16 protein-coding genes and 2 tRNA genes are annotated in these 18231 nt (G+C 50.7%); all 18 read right to left on the minus strand.

What is annotated here, in order from left to right; translation table 11 throughout:
* Positions 1–2 precede the first annotated feature (2 nt).
* A complete protein-coding gene (pyrF, locus tag NFR55_RS03180) occupies positions 3–923 on the minus strand; it encodes an orotidine-5'-phosphate decarboxylase (RefSeq protein WP_338052313.1) in 921 nt (306 codons plus the stop codon).
* Complete coding sequence (locus NFR55_RS03185; RefSeq protein ID WP_251546163.1) at positions 913–2193, minus strand: dihydroorotase; 1281 nt, start codon at positions 2191–2193, stop codon at positions 913–915. The genes pyrF and NFR55_RS03185 overlap by 11 nt, the downstream gene beginning before the upstream one ends.
* Positions 2194–2211: 18 nt before the next feature.
* Complete coding sequence (locus NFR55_RS03190) at positions 2212–3135, minus strand: aspartate carbamoyltransferase catalytic subunit (protein ID WP_251546164.1); 924 nt, start codon at positions 3133–3135, stop codon at positions 2212–2214.
* A gap of 18 nt (positions 3136–3153) precedes the next feature.
* Positions 3154–3693, minus strand: a complete 540-nt coding sequence (gene pyrR, locus NFR55_RS03195) for a bifunctional pyr operon transcriptional regulator/uracil phosphoribosyltransferase PyrR (protein ID WP_251546165.1) — start codon at positions 3691–3693, stop codon at positions 3154–3156.
* A 3-nt stretch (positions 3694–3696) separates the two neighbouring features.
* A complete protein-coding gene (locus NFR55_RS03200; RefSeq protein ID WP_251546166.1) occupies positions 3697–4605 on the minus strand; it encodes an RluA family pseudouridine synthase in 909 nt (302 codons plus the stop codon).
* Entirely contained in the window at positions 4602–5336 is a 735-nt protein-coding gene (gene lspA, locus NFR55_RS03205) for a signal peptidase II (RefSeq protein ID WP_251546167.1), read from the minus strand. The genes NFR55_RS03200 and lspA overlap by 4 nt, the downstream gene beginning before the upstream one ends.
* Complete coding sequence (locus NFR55_RS03210; RefSeq protein WP_251546169.1) at positions 5323–5748, minus strand: cell division protein SepF; 426 nt, start codon at positions 5746–5748, stop codon at positions 5323–5325. The genes lspA and NFR55_RS03210 overlap by 14 nt, the downstream gene beginning before the upstream one ends.
* 28 nt (positions 5749–5776) lie before the next feature.
* Positions 5777–6439: a YggS family pyridoxal phosphate-dependent enzyme gene (locus NFR55_RS03215; protein ID WP_251546171.1), complete on the minus strand. Its 663-nt coding sequence runs from the start codon at positions 6437–6439 to the stop codon at positions 5777–5779.
* Entirely contained in the window at positions 6423–7289 is an 867-nt protein-coding gene (locus NFR55_RS03220; RefSeq protein WP_251546173.1) for an ATP-grasp domain-containing protein, read from the minus strand. The genes NFR55_RS03215 and NFR55_RS03220 overlap by 17 nt, the downstream gene beginning before the upstream one ends.
* 145 nt (positions 7290–7434) lie before the next feature.
* Complete coding sequence (locus NFR55_RS03225) at positions 7435–8865, minus strand: hypothetical protein (protein ID WP_251546174.1); 1431 nt, start codon at positions 8863–8865, stop codon at positions 7435–7437.
* A 15-nt stretch (positions 8866–8880) separates the two neighbouring features.
* Positions 8881–10818, minus strand: coding sequence for an Ig-like domain-containing protein (locus NFR55_RS03230; RefSeq protein WP_251546175.1), 1938 nt, complete (start codon positions 10816–10818; stop codon positions 8881–8883).
* 407 nt (positions 10819–11225) lie between these two features.
* Complete coding sequence (locus NFR55_RS03235) at positions 11226–13634, minus strand: glucosidase family protein (RefSeq protein ID WP_251546176.1); 2409 nt, start codon at positions 13632–13634, stop codon at positions 11226–11228.
* 24 nt (positions 13635–13658) lie between these two features.
* Positions 13659–14558 carry a carbohydrate ABC transporter permease gene (locus NFR55_RS03240; RefSeq protein WP_251546177.1) on the minus strand — a complete coding sequence of 300 codons (900 nt, stop codon included), beginning with the start codon at positions 14556–14558 and terminating at the stop codon, positions 13659–13661.
* Positions 14559–14561: 3 nt separating this feature from the next.
* The gene (locus NFR55_RS03245; RefSeq protein WP_251546178.1) at positions 14562–15479 is read right to left on the minus strand and encodes a carbohydrate ABC transporter permease; all 918 of its coding nucleotides are present in this window, start codon (positions 15477–15479) and stop codon (positions 14562–14564) included.
* A 17-nt stretch (positions 15480–15496) separates the two neighbouring features.
* A complete protein-coding gene (locus tag NFR55_RS03250) occupies positions 15497–16870 on the minus strand; it encodes an ABC transporter substrate-binding protein (protein WP_251546179.1) in 1374 nt (457 codons plus the stop codon).
* Positions 16871–17279: 409 nt separating this feature from the next.
* A tRNA-Ile gene (locus NFR55_RS03255) sits at positions 17280–17356 on the minus strand.
* A gap of 146 nt (positions 17357–17502) precedes the next feature.
* Positions 17503–17578 (minus strand) — tRNA-Ala (locus NFR55_RS03260).
* 95 nt (positions 17579–17673) lie between these two features.
* Positions 17674–18150, minus strand: coding sequence for a hypothetical protein (locus NFR55_RS03265; RefSeq protein ID WP_251546181.1), 477 nt, complete (start codon positions 18148–18150; stop codon positions 17674–17676).
* Positions 18151–18231 lie beyond the last annotated feature (81 nt).

Below are 18231 nucleotides of genomic sequence, written 5' to 3' on the forward strand. Positions count from 1 at the left end.
TTTTATCTCGCTTTGCCCGCTCTCTTAAGCGCGCCGAAAATATCTTCGCGCATCTCGATTACCGCGTTTTCCGCCGCCTGCGCGTAGGTCTGCCCGTTGTATTTGTCCTTTTTGTAAGCGCAGATAATGCCGCGCGAATTGTTTACTATGCCGCCGAGTCCGTTATTATCGAAACACACGGCAAGACCGTCCGCGCTTCCGCCCTGCGCTCCGTAGCCCGGAATGAGAAAGAACAAACTCGGGAACTTTTTGCGCACGTCTTGCGCCTGCGCGGGATGAGTCGCGCCTATTACCGCGCCCGCGCTCGAATAGCCGTATTTTCCCACAAGGTTCTTGCCGCACTCCACGACGAGTTCCGCCATGTTTTCGTACAAAGTCGCGCCGTTTTCCATGCTTTTATCCTGAAGCTGACCGCTCGACGGATTGGAGGTTTTCACGAGCGCGAATATGCCCTTGCGGTATTTTTCGCAGTCCGCAATAAAGGGATTGAGTCCGTCCGAGCCGAGATATCCGTTAACGGTAAGAAAATCGGCTTCGAACGGCGAAAATTCCTCGCCGTTTATATTCGTTTTTCCGAGATACGCCGCACTGTAGCAAGCCGCAGTCGAGCCGATATCGTTGCGCTTACAGTCGGCTATAGTGATGAGTCCGCTCTTTTTTGCGGCGGCGAGAGTGTCGGCAAACGCCTGCATTCCCGCAACTCCGTACATTTCGTAATATGCAACCTGAACTTTCACCGCGGGTACGAGTTTGTGCAACCGGTCTATAAGCGTAAGATTGAATTCGGTTATCGCCTTTGCCGCGTCGAGCGGCGTGCGGCAATTCTTTTTCATGTTGTCGGGCAAATAGTCGAAAGAGGTATCGAGCCCCACAGCCGTGGGGTTTCCCGTACTCTTTATGCCTTCGATGAGCTTATCTATCATAATTTTTTATCTCCTTTTGCATGCCGTCCACTATCACGTATTCCACCGCGCCTTTGAGTTTCCAACCGTTGAACAAGCTGTTCTTGCCCTTGGATACAAACTTGGAACTGTCCACCGTGTAGCTCTTTTCGGGGTCTATCACCACTATATCGGCGCGTTCGCCCTCTTTTATTTCGCCCGAACCTATTCCGAGTATCTTGGCGGGGTTCGCGCTCATCAGTTTGGAAAGAGCCGCGATATCTATAATATCGGTTTCCACCAAATTGGTATAGGCGAGCGAAAACGCCGTTTCGAACCCGCTCGTGCCGAACGGCGCGAGATTGAACTCGAGATTTTTTTCGTCGGCATGATGCGGCGCGTGGTCGGTGGCGATTGCGTCAATCGTGCCGTCGCGCAGTCCTTCTATTATCGCCTCCACGTCCGACTGCAGCCTTAGCGGCGGATTTATTTTGGAGTTGGTGTTGTAGTTGAGTATTTCGTCGTCGGTCGCCGAAAAATAGTGCGGGCAGGTTTCGCAAGTAACCGCTACGCCCCGCGCCTTTGCCTGCCTTATTATTTCCACGCTTCCGCGCGTGCTCACGTGCGCTATGTGTATGCGTGCGCCGAGCGTTTCGGCAAGTATCACGTCGCGCGATACCATGCACTCTTCCGCCGCGCGGGTTATGCCCTTAAGCCCAGAAACGGTGGAATTGAGTCCCTCGTTAACCACTCCGTCGGCGGCAAGCTGTTTGTCCTCGCTGTGGCTTATTATGAGCGTTTTGAGTCCCGAAGCGTATTCGAGCGCAAGCCGCATTATGTTTGCGTTCTCTACCGGTCTGCCGTCGTCGGAAAAGGCAACCGCTCCGTTTTCTTTCATAAAGCCCATTTCGGCTATCTCTTTGCCCTGCTGGTGCTTGGTGATACAGCCTATGGGATAAACTTTCGCCCTGTCCACCTCGGCGGCGCGGGTAAGCACGTATTTTACGAGCGCGGCGTTGTCTATGGGCGGAACGGTGTTGGGCATACACGCAACGGAGGTAAATCCGCCCCGCAAAGCCGCCGCACTGCCGCTCGCGATATCTTCTTTGTATTCCTGCCCCGGCTCGCGCAAATGACAGTGCATGTCCACAAATCCGGGCATTACTATTTTGCCGCTCGCGTCTATCACGTTGTCGGCGGCGCAGTCGAGGTTCGCGCCGATTTTAACTATCTTGCTTCCTTCCGCATATACGTCGGCGTCTACGGTTTCGTCGCCGCAAACAACCATGCCGTTCTTAATAAGCAAACTCATTTTTCTCTCTGTCTCCGTTTACTGTTGTTTGGCTCTCGTGAGCAGGAATAATACCGCCATGCGTACCGCAACGCCGTTCGTAACCTGCCGCAAAATATACGACTGCTCGCAGTCGGCTATATCGCTGCCTATCTCAAGCCCGCGGTTTACCGGTCCGGGGTGCATGAGTATGGCGTCGCCGTCCGCTTTGTCGAGCCGCGCCGCGTTCAATCCGTAATAGGCGTTGTATTCCGCCGCGCTCGGGAAAAGCCCCGCCTGCTGGCGTTCGAGCTGAAGCCTTAATCCCATTACCACGTTTGCGCCCGCTATGCAGTCGTCCAAGTCGGTGCTCACGCTCACGTCGGTTTCTTCTATTCCCGCGGGAAGCAAGGTTTTGGGGGCGCACACCGTAACTTCCGCGCCCAACTTGCGCAGACCCCATATGTTGCTGCGAGCAACTCTCGAATGCTTTACGTCGCCCGCTATAACCACCTTAAGCCCCTTGATATCGCCGAACTTTTCCTTCATGGTGTAGATATCCAAAAGCGCCTGCGTGGGGTGCTCGTTCATGCCGTCGCCCGCGTTTATCACGCTCGCTTTCACGTTTTTGGCAAGCAGATGCGGCGCACCCGACATGGAATGCCGCATTATTATAACGTCGGTAAGAAGAGCGTCGAGGTTTTTGCCCGTGTCTATAAGCGTTTCGCCCTTTGTCACGCTCGAGGTCTGCGCCGATATAGAGGTTGTGTTCGCCCCCATTATCTTCGCCGCGGTTTCGAACGAGGTGCGCGTGCGAGTGCTGTTCTCGTAAAACAAAGTGGTAACGCTCTTGCCCTGAAGGTGCGGGGTCTTTTTCACGTTTTGGTCAAGTATCTTTCTCATCTGCACCGCGGTGGAAAGTATTTCTTCCATTTCCTCGGCGGTTATATCTTTAAGCCCGAGCAAATCTTTTCTTTTTAGCATTTCAGATTACGTTCCTTTTTAGTCCACGCTGTAAATATCTACGCCGTTTTTGCCGTCGGTTTCCGCAACGCTCACCGATACGAGCTCGCTTCGCGACGTGGGAAGAGTTTTGCCCACGTAGTTCGCGCCTATGGGCAGTTCTCTGCCGCCCCTGTCTACGAGCACCGCAAGCTGTATGCTCTTGGGTCTGCCCATTTCGGATATGGCGTCCATAGCCGCCCGTACCGTTCTGCCCGTATACAGCACGTCGTCTACGAGCACCACGTTAACTCCCGTTATGGAGAACGGCAAATCGGTGCCGTTAATTTGCGGGTGGTCGCTTATGAGCGAAAAATCGTCGCGGTAAAGCGTGATATCGAGGCTGCCGCAAGGCACTTCTACGTTTTCCACGTCTTTCACTATCTTGCATATTTCGCGCGAAAGCGGCACGCCACGCGTTTGTATGCCCACGAACACAAGGTTTTCCACTCCGCGGTTTCGCTCGATGATTTCGTGCGAAATGCGAATGAGCGCACGACGCATTTCTTCTTCGTTCATTACCGATGCCTTAAATCTCATATATCAACCCTCCCGGTTTGTTAACTTTTGAATAATTCTTTGGAAATAATCGGGTATCGGCGCGGAAAAGGTCAGTTCTTCGCCCGTTGCGGGGTGCTTGAACGTGATTTGCCGCGCGTGCAACAACTGCCCTTGCAAATCGTATTTTTGTTTGGCGTAACCGTAAGTTTTGTCGCCCACTACCGGATGCCCGAGATACTGCGCGTGCACGCGTATCTGATGAGTTCTGCCCGTTTTTATATCGAATTCCGCAAGGCAGTTTTCGCGGAAACGCTCCGTTACTCTGTAAAAAGTAACGGCCTCTTTGCCGTGCGGCAACACCGCCATTTTTTTGCGGTCGCGCGGACTGCGGCCTATGTAGGTGCGAACCTCTCCCGAGTCGAGTTTGAGATTGCCTTCGAGCAAAGCTACGTACAGCTTTTTCATCTCTCTGCGGCTCAGTTGGTTTGATAGCGACAAGTGCGCTTTGTCGTTTTTGGCAACGAGCAACACTCCCGAGGTGTCTTTGTCAAGCCTGTGCACAATGCCGGGGCGCACTTCGCCGCCCGCGCCCGAAAGCGTTCCGAACCTGTATAAGAGAGCGTTTACGAGCGTGCCCGATTTTATTCCCGCGCCGGGGTGCACGCTCATGCCCTGCGCTTTGTTTATTACCGCTATGTCGGAGTCTTCGTAAATCACGTCGAGCGGAAGCTCCTGCGGCTCGGCGAATATTTGCGCGTCCTCTTCGATAACGAGCAGTTCGTCGCCCGCCTTGAGAATTTTTCCGCTCTTTTCGCGCTTGCCGTTGCAAAGAATATTGCCGCCGTCGTTCAGTCGGTTTATGTGCGAACGGGTTTTATCCGTTGCCGCCGCGAGATAAACGTCCAAACGCTCGCCGCCCTCCGCAACCGTGTACGCCGACTTTGCGCTCATTTCCCGCCTTCCTCGTCGGGATTTTCCGCCGATACCGCCGCCACAGCGGTTTGTTCCGCGTTATCTATAGGCTCGGGCGTTTCCCGCTCGCCGCGTTCGTCACTCTCTTCTATGGCGGAGGTATCAAGCTCCGTTACCGTTTCGGTAGGCTTTGCGGTTTTGGGCTCTTTGTAAATGGCAATGAAATAAACGAGGAACAGCACTACTCCCACCGTAAGTCCCATATCCGCCACGTTGAACACGGGAAACGCCGTACCGAGCAACGGCAAGTCGCACCCCAAGAACTCGAACGCTATAAAATCGCGCACGTAATGATAAACCAATCGGTCGAAAAAGTTTCCGAGCGCACCCGCTATGATGAGAGCGATTGCAACACGCATGAGTATGTGTCTGCGGCGGCAACGGTACAATAGATAGGCGAACACGCTCACCGCAAGCACGGTGATTACCAAGAAGATTATGCGTATCGCGTCGAGGCTTAGCACCTTTTCAAGTCCGAACGCACTGCCGAACGCCGCTTTCGTGTTGCGCACGTATCTTATATACAGCAGGTTGGGAATTAACTGTATCGACTCGCCGAGATACATGTTATTTCCCACTATGGCTTTCGTTATGAGGTCCAAAGCAAAAAGAGCAACCAAAACTATCAGTTCTATTTTGGCGTGCTTTATATAAGCCCAAGCCGCTTTGAAAAACTTTATTATTGAGTTATCGGCGTTATCTTGCTTCATAAGGTACGGTAATTCCCACTCCTTCGGGCGACAACAGGAAAATGTTGCCCGCAATTCTGTGCACGCTTCCGCTCAGCGCGTAAGTCGCGCCGCTCACGAAATCGAGTATGCGCTGTGCGGCGATAGGCTCTACGTTGTCCAAATTAACCACCGCGGGTTCGTGCTGTTTTAGGTAGTCTATGAGCAGTTGCACGTCTTCGGGCGTGCGCGGCTCGTAAACGACCACGTTTTGAAAATACGGCGTAGACATGAACTTTTGAGTAAACGAAGCCGTTTGTTTCATTGTGGGCGTTTGAGAGTATTCGGGCATCGCGCTCCCGAAATTGCCGCCGCGGTGCGAGTCCTCGAAATATTCCATTTTATCGTCGCCGCCGTAATTTCGGGCGTTTCTCGCCCAATCTTCGTATTTCATATCTTTGCTCCTCCGCAGTGTTTCTCGTTTATACGCGCTCGCCGAACAGCACTCTGCCCGGTCGAACCATGGTTGCCCCGCATTTTACCGCAAGCTCGAAATCGCCCGACATACCCATGGAAAGCGTATCCATGCCTTTATATTTGTTTTTCAAATCGCAAAACAGTTTATACATATCTTCGTAAAGTTTTGCCGCCGCGCCCACGGGCGGAACGCTCATAAGCCCTCTTATTCTTATGCCGGGCAGGCTCGATATGTTTGCAAGCAGTTCTTCCGCTTGCTCCGGCGGCACTCCGCTCTTGTTTTGCTCCGCGCCGATATTCACCTCTTGCAATATATCGGTTACCACTCCCTTTTTCACCGACAGCCGCGATATCTCCCGAGCGAGCGACTCTCGGTCTACCGACTGTATCATACGCGCTTTGCCCACAACGTATTTAACCTTGTTGGTCTGAAGCGCACCTATAATATGCCAGTTAAGTCCCGAATTTTCGCGGTACTTTCGAGTAAACTCCTGCACTCGGTTTTCACCCGCCTCGGTAAAACCGAATTTCGGCAAATTCAGCACCGTTTCTGTCGAAACGCACTTTGTTGCGGGCACAACGGTAATATCCTCTTCGCACCGTCCGCACTCAAGGCACGCCTTTAATAAACGCTCGCGGAACTTTTTTACGTTATCGGCAATTTCCATATACCGCCTCCGCAATGTAATCGACAAACGCGGGCGCGAGTTTTATGCCCAAGCGTTCCGCGCTCTGCATGTACACCGAACCGTTGGCTTCTATGAATACGGGCTTGCCGTCTTCGCAAATAAAATCCGCCGAGCCGTATTCGAGGTTAAGCGCGTTAGCCGCGATTTCCGCAATTTGCTTAAGTTGCGGCGTAAGTTCGGCTATGCGCATTTCGCCGCCCATAAACACGTTGGAACGAAAGTCGGTGGTGTTCAAGCGTTCTACGGCGGCAACCGCCCGCCGCCCCACCACATACACTCTAATATCCGACCCGGCGCGTTCGCCACGCACAAATCTTTGTATCAAGTGCGGCTTGCGCATAAGTTCGGCGTGCAATTTTTCGAGCTCGGAGCGGTTGTTCGCAAGATACACCTGCCGCCCCTGACTGCCCGAGTTTTCTTTTACGACTGCGGGATACCCCACCGCGTTTTGAACGAAATCCAAAAACTGCCCGTCGTCGCCGCTCGACACGTCGTACACGAGCGGAGCGCAAACGGTTTGCACGAGTTCGATTTTGCCGCAAAGAGCCTCGAAAGTCTTGCGCTTGTCGTCGCACAGCTCAACAGTGCGCGCACTGTTGAAAAGCCGCAATCCGCCGTATTCGAGCCGCTCGGCAAGGGCAACGTCTTTGTCCCAATACACGCCGAAATCGTAACTTAAGGTTTTTTGAGGATAGCTCGCATAAATATTGCCTGAAAGCTCGAGCGTTATACCGCGACTGCGAAATTCTTCCGCAAGCCGCTTATAAACGTACTCCATGCCCGAGTCGGTGTAATATTTGTTTTTTACAAAAACGGCGCGTTTTCCCATAAACTATCCTTAAAGAATATTATACAACACGCCGAGGAATTTTGCAAGCTATTTTTTAAGCGCATTTGCAAATAAGTCAAGCGTTTTCAAACTAAAAAAAGAGGAAAAGCACAAACTGCCTTTCCTCTTAATTACGCGCTATAATTTACGCGTTGTACGGTATTATGAATTTTCCTTCGCCCGCCTCGAGCGAGAACTTGTATACGCCGCTCGGAATTTCCACGGTTTTGCATTCGCCGCCTTCGTAAACGAGCGCGTGACTCGCGTTGAAAGTCATGCTTAGCGTGCCCGTGAGTCCGTCCATAGGGTCGCTAACTCTCGTTACCATGTAGCCTTTGTAGCCGTTTTGGTCGTGGAACTGCCCCACAAGCGCGTCTAAGTTGGAGGTAACCTCGAAATCCTCGGACTCGGTCATGCAATCGGAAAGCAGGTCAAACCCCGTTGCCGATATATCGTTTATCACAGTGCCGTATACGGGCATTACGTTGTCCCAAGTAAATTGAAGATACGCATGCGCAAACGACTGGATTTGTTCGTTAGCCTCTTTTACGTAATAGTAGTTGGCGGTCTTGTTCAGTTCCCTGTCAAGCATGGCGGGTCCGAACTGCTCTTTGCCGTCGGGCGGCGTGGTAAGGCTGAAATACTGCAAGCCGCGCGCGCCGTAGCACATGTTCACATAGTTTTGAAAAGTGATATCCGCAACGCTCTGCGGCGCACGGTTGGTGTTGTTGAAATCCATGCACTGAATAAACACCCAAAAATCTTTGCCCGCGGATTTCGCCGCGCCCGACATCGCTTCGAGCGAAGCAAGCCAGTTTCCGTTCAGACCGTGCGACAACACCGTGCCGTTGTCGGTCTGCCCCGCAAGCGGATAAAAGTCGTAAGAAAGCATATCCACCGAGGAAACCGTTTGCGCGAAACCGTTCACGTAACCTTTGTAAGTACCGTCTTTTCCCACTCCGAGCTGTCCGTTTGTGGCGTAGTTGGGCAAAAGATTTACGTACCCCGTTTTATCGGGATAATCTTTTGCATACGCCGCCGCCGATACCTCGAGCGACTCGAACCTATCAACGCTCGGTTCGTCCCAAAAGTTGAAGCCCAAAAAGAAATCCTTTTCCATATACGGCAACAGCTCGCTATAGACGAGTTCGGTGTTTTTCACGTCCGTATAGCTAAGCCCCGAAAGATTAACGAACGTTTTCATGCCCGATTTTTCTATAGCGTCCATTGCCGCAACGAGAGCTTTTCGCCCCGAGCTTGTGTCGGTGTAACGCGATATGCGCACGTCGCACAAAAATTGTATGCCCGCCTCCGACGCCGCAGAAAGCTCTTTTTCCGTATACACGTAGTTAATGCTCGGCGAAGAATTCCATGCGCCTATTGGCATAAGCTCGCCATCGTGTTCCGAATAATCGGGCGCACCCTTAACCGAGGCGGTAAGATGCGCCCCCGCGTGCACGGGCGGATTAGTATCGGGGCCGGGCAGTTTGCCGCCGCCCGACTCCTTATCGCAACCCGCAAGAGCAAAAGCCATAACAATCGACATAAGGATTGCGAAAAATTTGTTTTTAGTCATTGTGTTTGCTCCGACTTACTTGTTTGCCGCGTTCTTCTTGCGAGCAAAGAGCACTACTGCCGCACCGAGCATAAGCACGCTTGCGGCGATAGCCGACGTTCCGAGCACATTAGAGCCGCAACCGCCCTCATCTTTCGTTTCGTCGCCTTTGTTGTCGGTGTTATCGTCGGGACCGGGCGTGGGCGTAGGGGGATTTTCTTCTTCAGCCTGCAATACGTTTACGGTAACCTCCGCGGTTTTTCCGTCGGCTGCCGTAGCCGTAACTTTGGTGCTGCCCTCCGCTACTGCGGTAACTTTGCCGTTCTCGTCAACCGTGGCAACGGCGGGATTAGCCGAAGTCCAAGTAACCGCCTGAGACGCCTGACTGCCGCCCTCTATGGTTGCCACAAGCGTGTAGGTGTTGTTCTCGTCGCCCGTGTAAAGCGTTATATTGCGCTTATCGAGAGTTATGCTCTTTATTTCGTCGTTGCGCACAACGGTTACTTCTGCGGTTGCATACGTGCCGTCGGCAAGCTCCGCTTTTATAGTGGCAGTGCCCGCCGCAACGCCCGTAACAACGCCGCCCGCAACGGTTGCAACGGCTTCGTCATCCGAACTCCACACGGGAGTGCTCGCCTCGCCCGAAACGAATTTGCCCTTTTCTACGTTTGCCGTAATGGTATCGTTTGCGCCAACCTCTATCATGGCTTCTTTTTTATCGAGCGATATAGCCGTACTGAACTGGTCTATAGACCACTTTTCGCCGTCGAACGTGAAGAACTGGTCGCGATTTATATAGTTATCCGCTCCTCCCTCGTAAGCGGTAGCCCAGTTTGAGTTACCGTCCTTACCAAGCAAGTAAAGTCCTTCTTTCAAATAGAACGTATCGCCTGCAACAAAATCGACGTATTTACCCTCTTCGTCTTCGGCACTCTCTCTAACTCCCTTAAAAATTTCGATATGGTCAGGTCTTACTTCCGTTTGGAACAAAAAACCATCCGTCTTTTTGTTTTCACCCGACATTAAATCATACAAACTTTTGCCGGCAAGTTCCGTAGCCGTAGGCGCAGCGGTTGCACTCTCAAGGTCAAAATTTTCCAAGAAGAAAATATCCTTAAAAAAGAAATTAGTATTGCCGCCGCTATCCTGATTGTCTATAAAGCGTTCGGCACGAGTCCACTCCGCATCCGCCGTAGCAACTCCGCAAACTTCATTTGCGTTAAATTTAAGCCACATTCCTTGTTTGGGATTGTTCTCGTCTTTCATTGCACCCGTGAAAGTAAATTTGTTATCGTCCACGTGAACAACTCTATACAAAACACTTAAACTTTTTCCTGTTAAAATTTCACCGTTTCCGGCTCCGTCCACATGGCAAGTACAAGGGTCTTTGGTATGCGTTTCACATTTAGAGCTCAAAGAACTGCTCGTTTTGAATTTTGCGGTAATAACAGTCTCGCCCGTCTTAAATCTTCCGGTAGAGTCTCCTTCCGCTTTGTCTCCCTGTTCTACATAAAGTCCGCTGTAGCCGCTTGTGTTATTGGTTTTGAATACGCCAATCGTTGTGTCTGTAGAAGTTAATGATAACCCTTTTGAATACTTAAAATTACCGCCGTTAACATTCTTGCCGGATTGAGTCGTAATATTCCAAACAATTTCATCGGTATTATTGAAAAACAAGTTACTGCTTTGACCTTTCTTTACCATCCACCAACCTTTGGTATTATCAACTACAGTCATAACATAATCATAAGGGGTTCCATCGAGCACGCCGCTTTGTTTTTCGATTTTGTAACCAAGTGTGTTGAATTCGTCCACCTCTTCCAAAATTAGCTTGTTGGGGTCGGTTTCCGTTTCCCCCTCTGCTTTTGCGCCCACGACTCCCGCCGCGGTAAACGCAACCGTTGCCATGCACAGGCACATTATTGCGCCGATAAGCATAGCAAGTAGTTTAGGCATATAGCCTTTCTTTGTCATTTTTCTACCCTCCAAAAGTTTTTTTATTTGCAATCGGCTTTGCGCCGTTATTGCCGGTTTTTATTTTTCCGTTGCTTTGCTGTACTTTCCTCATGTGTGGGATTGCTTCGTCGGGCTTCGCCCTCCTCGCAATGACAGTGGAAATGTACTTTCCTCATGTGTGGGATTGCTTCGTCGGGCTTCGCCCTCCTCGCAATGACAGTGGAAATGTATCATGTCATTGCGAGCGAACGCAGTGAGCGCGGCAATCTCCTGCATGGAGCACGTACAGTTGCTGTACTTTCCTCATGTTTGGGATTGCTTCGTCGGGCTTTGCCCTCCTCGCAATGACAGTGGAAATGTACTTTCCTCCTCGCAATGACAGTGGAAATGTACTTTCCTCATGTAATTACAATGTTGCGTACCCGTCAGAGTTCTTCGCGTATTTCCACTTTTACGTTTTCGAACGGAACTATCACTTTCAAAATTCCGTCTTTGCGCGAGTATGCCGACGTTTTCACTCCGTTTACGTACACGCCGTACTTGAATTCGGGCACGCGGAACGAAACGCTGAGTTGCGCTTCCTCGGCTGAGTTAGCACCGTATTGAGCTATTCCCGAAATTTGCACGAAATACTTGCTTGCCGTCACGTCGTAATAACAACCCGAATACACGAGATTTTCGAGCCGCCACCAATCGAGCGCGGAAGGCATATCGGGCTTAAAGCAAAGAGTGCCGTTCGCCTCGGTGCTCATTCCGAAAAACGCGTCGGGCACGCCTCTGAACAAAAGAGCCGCTTCCAAAAACTCGCAGTCAACGCCCACAAGTCCGTTTATATCTTTGCCGTTGTAGTTGCCCTGAAGCGGTATATCGGTGTTGTTGTAATACGCGCGGTAAAACTCTTTGCCCTTTCCGCCCGCCGCCTTTATCTTTTCAAACCAAGCCTGCAACGCCGTAATACGTTCGTATCCTTTTTGCACGTTTCCGATACTTTGCGAAAGCACGTCGTAATACGCAAGGTGGAGCGCAGTGCCGCCGTTTTGTACGTTGCCGTCCCAACCGCAACTGTATTTCCACACAAAGTCGGGGTCTATGTTTTGAGTGTTGAAACGCGGCGCAAGTTCGTAGTAGTATATATCTTCGCCCGTGCTGTCGTCGCCGCTTACCGTGCGCTCGCCGTTAATCCACTTGAGTATGGACTCGCTCTGCTCTTTCGTGGCTATACCGCTCGTAATCATTTGCTGATTAAACATAACGTAGCCGTGGTCTTGCACCTCGTCGCTCCCGTCGTATTTGCCAACGTGGAAACGCCCCGTTTCTTCGTTCCAAAACTCGGTTTGCATGCGGCGTTTACATTCTTGTATATAATAGCCGAGGTTGTCTTTAATCGCAGTGCCGTAAGTATCGAAACCGTTCATTTGCGCGTTCGCGGTTCGAACCTCTTCAAAGGCTATGCCGTAACAGTCCGCCATATCTTCGAGATATTTCATGGCTACGAGCGCGTTGTAAAACGATATGTTGCAATAAAGGTTAAGCGTGGGAAAGGCGTCAACGTCCCAATATCCGTTGCCTATGCCCGTGCCGAACTCGTGCAAGCCCTCGTTGAAATGCCCCACGAGATACTCGGTGCTTATAAGTCCGTCTTTTCCGCCCAAAGTATAGAGTAAAAAGTTCATTGCCTTGCGTGCGTTGGGGAGCACCGTTTTAAGCAGTTCTTCGTTACGCGAAAACTCGAGATTGTTTTTTGCCGCAAGTATGTAATTGCAATTGTTGAGCGGCTGTCGGTCGTCGAAATCGGAAGCAACAAAGTCCAAGCTCAAAGTGCCGCGAAACGCCTTTTTACCCTTGAGCGTGATGCGCAAACCCGTTATCTTGCGCGACGAGCCGAATTCCGCGCCCCACTTATCGCACAAATACATGGGAAACGCGTAATCTTTAAGTTCCACGCTTGCGCTCGGCTTAAATCCGCGCACGCAAAAGTCGGAGAATTTCACGCATTTGTCCGCGCTGTACTGCGGCGAATCGGAGGTGGTCCACTCCACATACAAATCGTCGAGTTCCACTCCCGCAACGGTGCTCGAAAAGGAAAATCCTATTCTGAGAAATGGCGCGTATGCGGGAGTTACGTTGAACTTATCGGTTTCCAAACTGATTTGATTTACGGCGTTTACCGTTGTTATCTGCAATTTGCTCGCCGCAATTTTCGCTTCAACGTCGTTGCCGCCCGCAACCGTCCAGTCCGCAAGCTCCTTCGAACCGGTAAAATCCCACGCCTTGCCGCCGTCTTTGTGGTCGGGGAACGCCCAACCCATGCCCCAGCTGTTGGCAAAGTTTGTGGACGCCTCGCCCCAAATATATCCTTGATTGTCTGCAATCGAACGCGCCGCGGGGAAATTAACGCCCACGGAGTCGTCAAGCTCCAACCACTTGTTCACGGCGTCGTTGGTTGCGAAATTCTCGGTCATAGTTCCGTTTTGCGAGGACGCGTCCCACCAGCCGCCTATCATGCTGTCCCACTCGCGCCAAGCGGCTCGCGTGGAATTACCCACCGACGCCGTACCCACGCGGGTGTCGGGATTGTCGCGCATGTGCCGCTCGGCGTACTCGTTCAAAAAGGAATCGAGTCCCGAAGACGGACTCGCAAAGTTCACAAAGCGAGTTTTCGAGCTGTGCTCTGGCGTGTAGTCCACGTACTTGTATTCTTCCGCAGGCGCGGGCGGCGGGTTTATTGTGCCGCCGTTGTTATCGTTATCGCCCTTTTTGAAATCGCACCCTATAAGCGCGGCGCAAGCCATAAACGCACTGAGCGCAATGCAAATAAATTTTCTCTTTTTCATCTCTTATCCTCCGATACGCTTGTTTCAGCCTTTAAGACCGGTTACGGCAACGCCCTCTATGAGATACTTTTGGAAAAACACGAACAACGCCACGCAAGGTATAGTCATTACCACGCCCGCCGCCATTGCGGAATTTGCGTACGACGTGTCGTTCACCGGTCCGTAGTCGTTATACATGCCGAGCGCGAGCGTGGAAAATTTCGAACCCGCGTCTATGTAGGTCATAGGTCCTATAAAGTTGTTCCACGCGCCCACGAACGACATATACCCCACGTAGAGCATAATGGGAACGCACAGCGGCAGTGCGATAGTGAAATACACTCTGAATATGTGAGCTCCGTCTATCTTTGCCGCGTCGAGCAGGTCGTTGGGTATGCCGCGCATGAACTGCCGCATCAAAAATATGTTGGTTGCGCCGCCGCCGAACAGGCTCGGAAGCCACAGCGGAGTGAGCGTGTTGAGCCAACCGAATTTGGCGTATATCGCATAAAGCGGTATAAGCGTGATAACGCCGGGTATCATGAGCGTTGCAAGCACTATGGCGTACACCGCGTCTCTGCCGTGAAATTTGAGTTTTGCAAACCCGAACGCGCAGAGCGACGAAACGAACGGCACGCCCACGGCGAGAATTACGGCGACTATAAGCGTGTTGCCCAAGTATCCGAGATATTTAGACCCGCTTGTGAATATAGACAGGTAATTGCCTATTTCTATAGTGCCGCTCGGCGAAAACACGACTTGCTGGAACACGTCGGCGTCGGTAAGCAGACTTAAGCACACCATGATGAAAAACGGAAACAGGAAGAAGCAAGCAAGCGCGAGAAGCACAACGTATACGCCCGTTTTCTTGGCGGCTCGCGCCGCGATTTCTTTGGGTTGCCGCTTCTTTTGCCCGCGACTCGGCATAGTAATCTGTGCCTGCATGCCTCAGCCCTCCTCTCCGTAGTAGGCGTTCTTCGAAAAGCGCATAACAACCAAACTGAGCGCGGCGGTTATGAAGAACAAAATGAAACTCAACGCGCAACTGTATCCGAACTGCCCCACGCGGTACTGATAAATATTAACCACGTAAAACAGCATCGAGTTTTGCACGCCGCCCATGTTCACGAGCGTTGCCACCAAGTCGTAAGTTTGCAGAGTGGCTATTATGCTCATTACAAGGTTGTAGATTATCATGGGGGCGCACATAGGCACTGTTATTTTCACAACCTGAACGAACTTGTTCGCGCCGTCTATACGCGCGCTTTCATACAGCGATTTGGGTATGTTTTTGAGCTGCGCGAGCCAAAGTATCATACTGCCGCCGAGGTTGAACAGTCCTATAAATATGAGCGACGGCATACTCGACGAGGCTTCGTTGAACCAGCCCCAGCCCTCTATTCCTATCGCCGTGAGTATGCTGTTCATTACGCCGTAGTTAACGTCGGTAAGTTGGTTCCACAGTATGCCGCTGCACACGGGCGGAATTAGCACGGGCAAATAAAACAAAGCGCGAATGAATTTCATTCCCCGCATTTCGCGGTTTAGGAGCAACGCGAGCAAGAACGACAGCGCGAGTTGCAAAGGCACGTTGATTACGGCGTACACCGCAGTTACTTTAAGCGACTGCCAAAAGCGCGACGAATACGCGTACGTGGTAAAGTTACGGTAATAGTTTTTGAGTCCTACGAACGTGCCCCACTCGGTAAAAGAAAACTCGCGGAGCGGCGTTTCGAAAAAGCTCTCTATAAAGGCGTAAACGAGGGGCGTGGCGGTGAATATCAGCACGCCCAACACTACGGGCAGAATGAACAACCACCCCACAACCTCGTCTTTCCATTTGATTTTCTTTACGGCTTTAACCATTTACTGTTTTTTGCAACCTATCTTATTCCCGTAGAGCTTTCGTAGTATTCTTTGAAATCCGCTATCGCCGAATTCCAACTCGCAGAGTTTGCGTTGTTCCAAAAACCGAGCGCACCCGTTACGAGATGTCCTTGATTTGTTGTAGACTTTAGTCTGCCCTGAAAGTTTACGTCAAGCCCTTGCGTGCTCTCGGAAACATAGGCGTTGTAGTTTATAACCGTGCCGCCCACGTCGTAATTGAGCCACTCGCCCATTGTGCGCATGCTTTTGAGAGCGGGACACAGCACGCCGAGTTCCGCAACCTCGTTGTAACCTTTAAGCGACATGCAATATTTCAAAAACTCCCATGCCCATTTGAGTTTGGTTTCATCGGTGCAAGTAGTGGTTATGGCGTAACCGCTACAACCTACTCCGGCAAATCCCTCGCTTCCGCCTTCTTGCACAAAGTTGGGGAACGCCGCTACGTCAAGTTCCCAATTGTTCATTTCCGCACGCGTCGCGTAGTCGCTCAAGTTTGCGTAAGTGTCTATCATCATTGCCGCGGCGGGAGTTGCCGCGCTTTTATTGCTGTACGAACCGAACGTACCGCCCTGACCGGTAAGCGCAACGCCATTCACCCAATTTTGGTACCACTCATAGCAGGCTTTGCCTTCCGCGCTGTCAAATATGAAGCGTCCGCTGTCGTTTATGTAATCCGCGCCGAAATTTTTAACCATGGTGTAGTGCACGGGCGCCCAATTTCGCCACTCTATAGCTTTTTTGCACTTAACTCCGTTTGCACCCGCAACGAGCTTGTCGCAAGTATCGGTGAATTTTTCCCACGTCCAATCGTCGGTAGGCATATCTATACCCATTTGCTTGAAAACGGTTTTGTTATAATAAATCACGAGCTTGTTATAGTCGCGCGGAACAAACCAAATGCCGTTATCTTCGCTGTTTATGTGCGTTGTGTCTATGAGTTCGTCGTAAAATCCCGAGAAGAATTTCGCGCTTCCCTCAAACACGGTTTCGTCGGAGAGGTCTCTGAAATATCCCATGTTTTTGGGGTCGGAATATTCTGCGTGCTGGTCGCCCGCAGTCCAGCAGATATCGGGCAAAGCGTTAGCAGTTTTGTACCCAATGAGTGCGTCCATCGAGCTGTATTGCTTGCTTATGGTTATGCTAACCTCGGGGTGCAACTTTTGAAACGCGTTTATCCACGTTTGCATAAGGTTTTTTTCGCTTGCCCGTTGCAATACGCCCACGTTGAGAAATACGCTCGCCTCTTTGTTGTCGTCGGGTTTTACGTCGCCGTCGGGCTTTTGCGTATTGCTCACCTTGCAACCCGCAAACGAAAACGCCGCCGTAATAACCATCAGCACCGTTATTATCGCACTTGCTATCTTCTTCATTTACCTCTCTCCTTTTCCATGCGGAATTATTGAAACGCCGTTGCGGTACACGTGTAACGATTACCCAAAGTACACGAGTACCGAAAACGAATTTATACATCTATTTGCTTAATAGATGTATAAATTCAAAATAAGAAAATTGCCGCGCTCGATTTAATCGAATGCGACAATGTGGTTTTAATGCGGTTTTATGCGGTTTTGAGTGGAATTTGCAAATTTTTTTGTGAAATTTTCAAAAACCCTCTTGACTTTATGCAACTTTAATGCTATAATCAACACAGTAAGAGTACATCTATTAAGCAAATAGGCGTACTTTTTTTATATGCTCAAACGCAATAAAAAGGCAGGCTACGCTCTAACCTGCCCATACTTTTTATTACAAACAAAAAAAACGGCTTTTATGCCGTTTTGGTAGGAATGAGTGGACTCGAACCACCGACCCCCACCTTATCAGGGTGGTGCTCTAACCTGCTGAGCTACATTCCTTTATGTGTTTGTATTGTTTCCTATCGCCCCACCTTATACTCGCTTCGCTCGTGCTACGTAGCAGTCGGTGGTGCTCTAACCTGCTGAGCTACATTCCTATAATGTTTTATTAAAAATAAATGCTTTCGTTTGCGGCGATGAGTTCGTGGTGGAGGTAAGCGGATTCGAACCGCTGACCCCCTGCTTGCAGGGCAGGTGCTCTACCAGCTGAGCTATACCCCCACGTTTGCCGCAAACGACAGCTTAAATATAATATCAAATATACGTAAAATTGTCAAACGATATTAAGCGATTTTGAGAAAAAAGCATAAAAAATTTCAAGAGCGGTCTTTGTGCGGCTTGTGCTTATGCTTGCGGGATTTGTTGGTGCCGTATTCTTCTGCTTTATCTTCGCTACGGTGCGGCTGTTCTTCCAAAATTTCCACGTCGGCTATTTCCACCGACTCCCTCTCGAACTCGTCGGGAATATAAATCTCGTTGCCGAAATCGTCGTAATATTTGGGGTCGTATTCGTATCCGTCGGGCTCGTCGTCGAAAAGTCCGAAACCGCCGAACAATCCTCCGAATATATTGCCGAGATTGCCGAAAATACTGCCGCCGAAGATATCTTCGAAAATACCGCCGCCCGAACGCGACATACGGACGTTTTTGGGGTCTATTTCGCGGCGTTCCTCTGCGGACTGCTCGTGTTCGATTTTATCGGGCTCTACGGGAATTACGGCTTTTACCGTATAGCCGCAACGCAAACATTTCGCGCTCTTTCCCATATCGTGTCCGCATTTGGGACATTTCATTGCTTCGGCTCACTTCCTTGTACTGAACTTACTGTACAAAATATAGTACCACTTCGGCGCGGTTTTGTCAAGGAAAACTAA

It is taken from the genome of Pumilibacter intestinalis (assembly GCF_943193005.1).
Taxonomy (GTDB): Bacteria; Bacillota; Clostridia; order Christensenellales; family Pumilibacteraceae; genus Pumilibacter; species Pumilibacter intestinalis.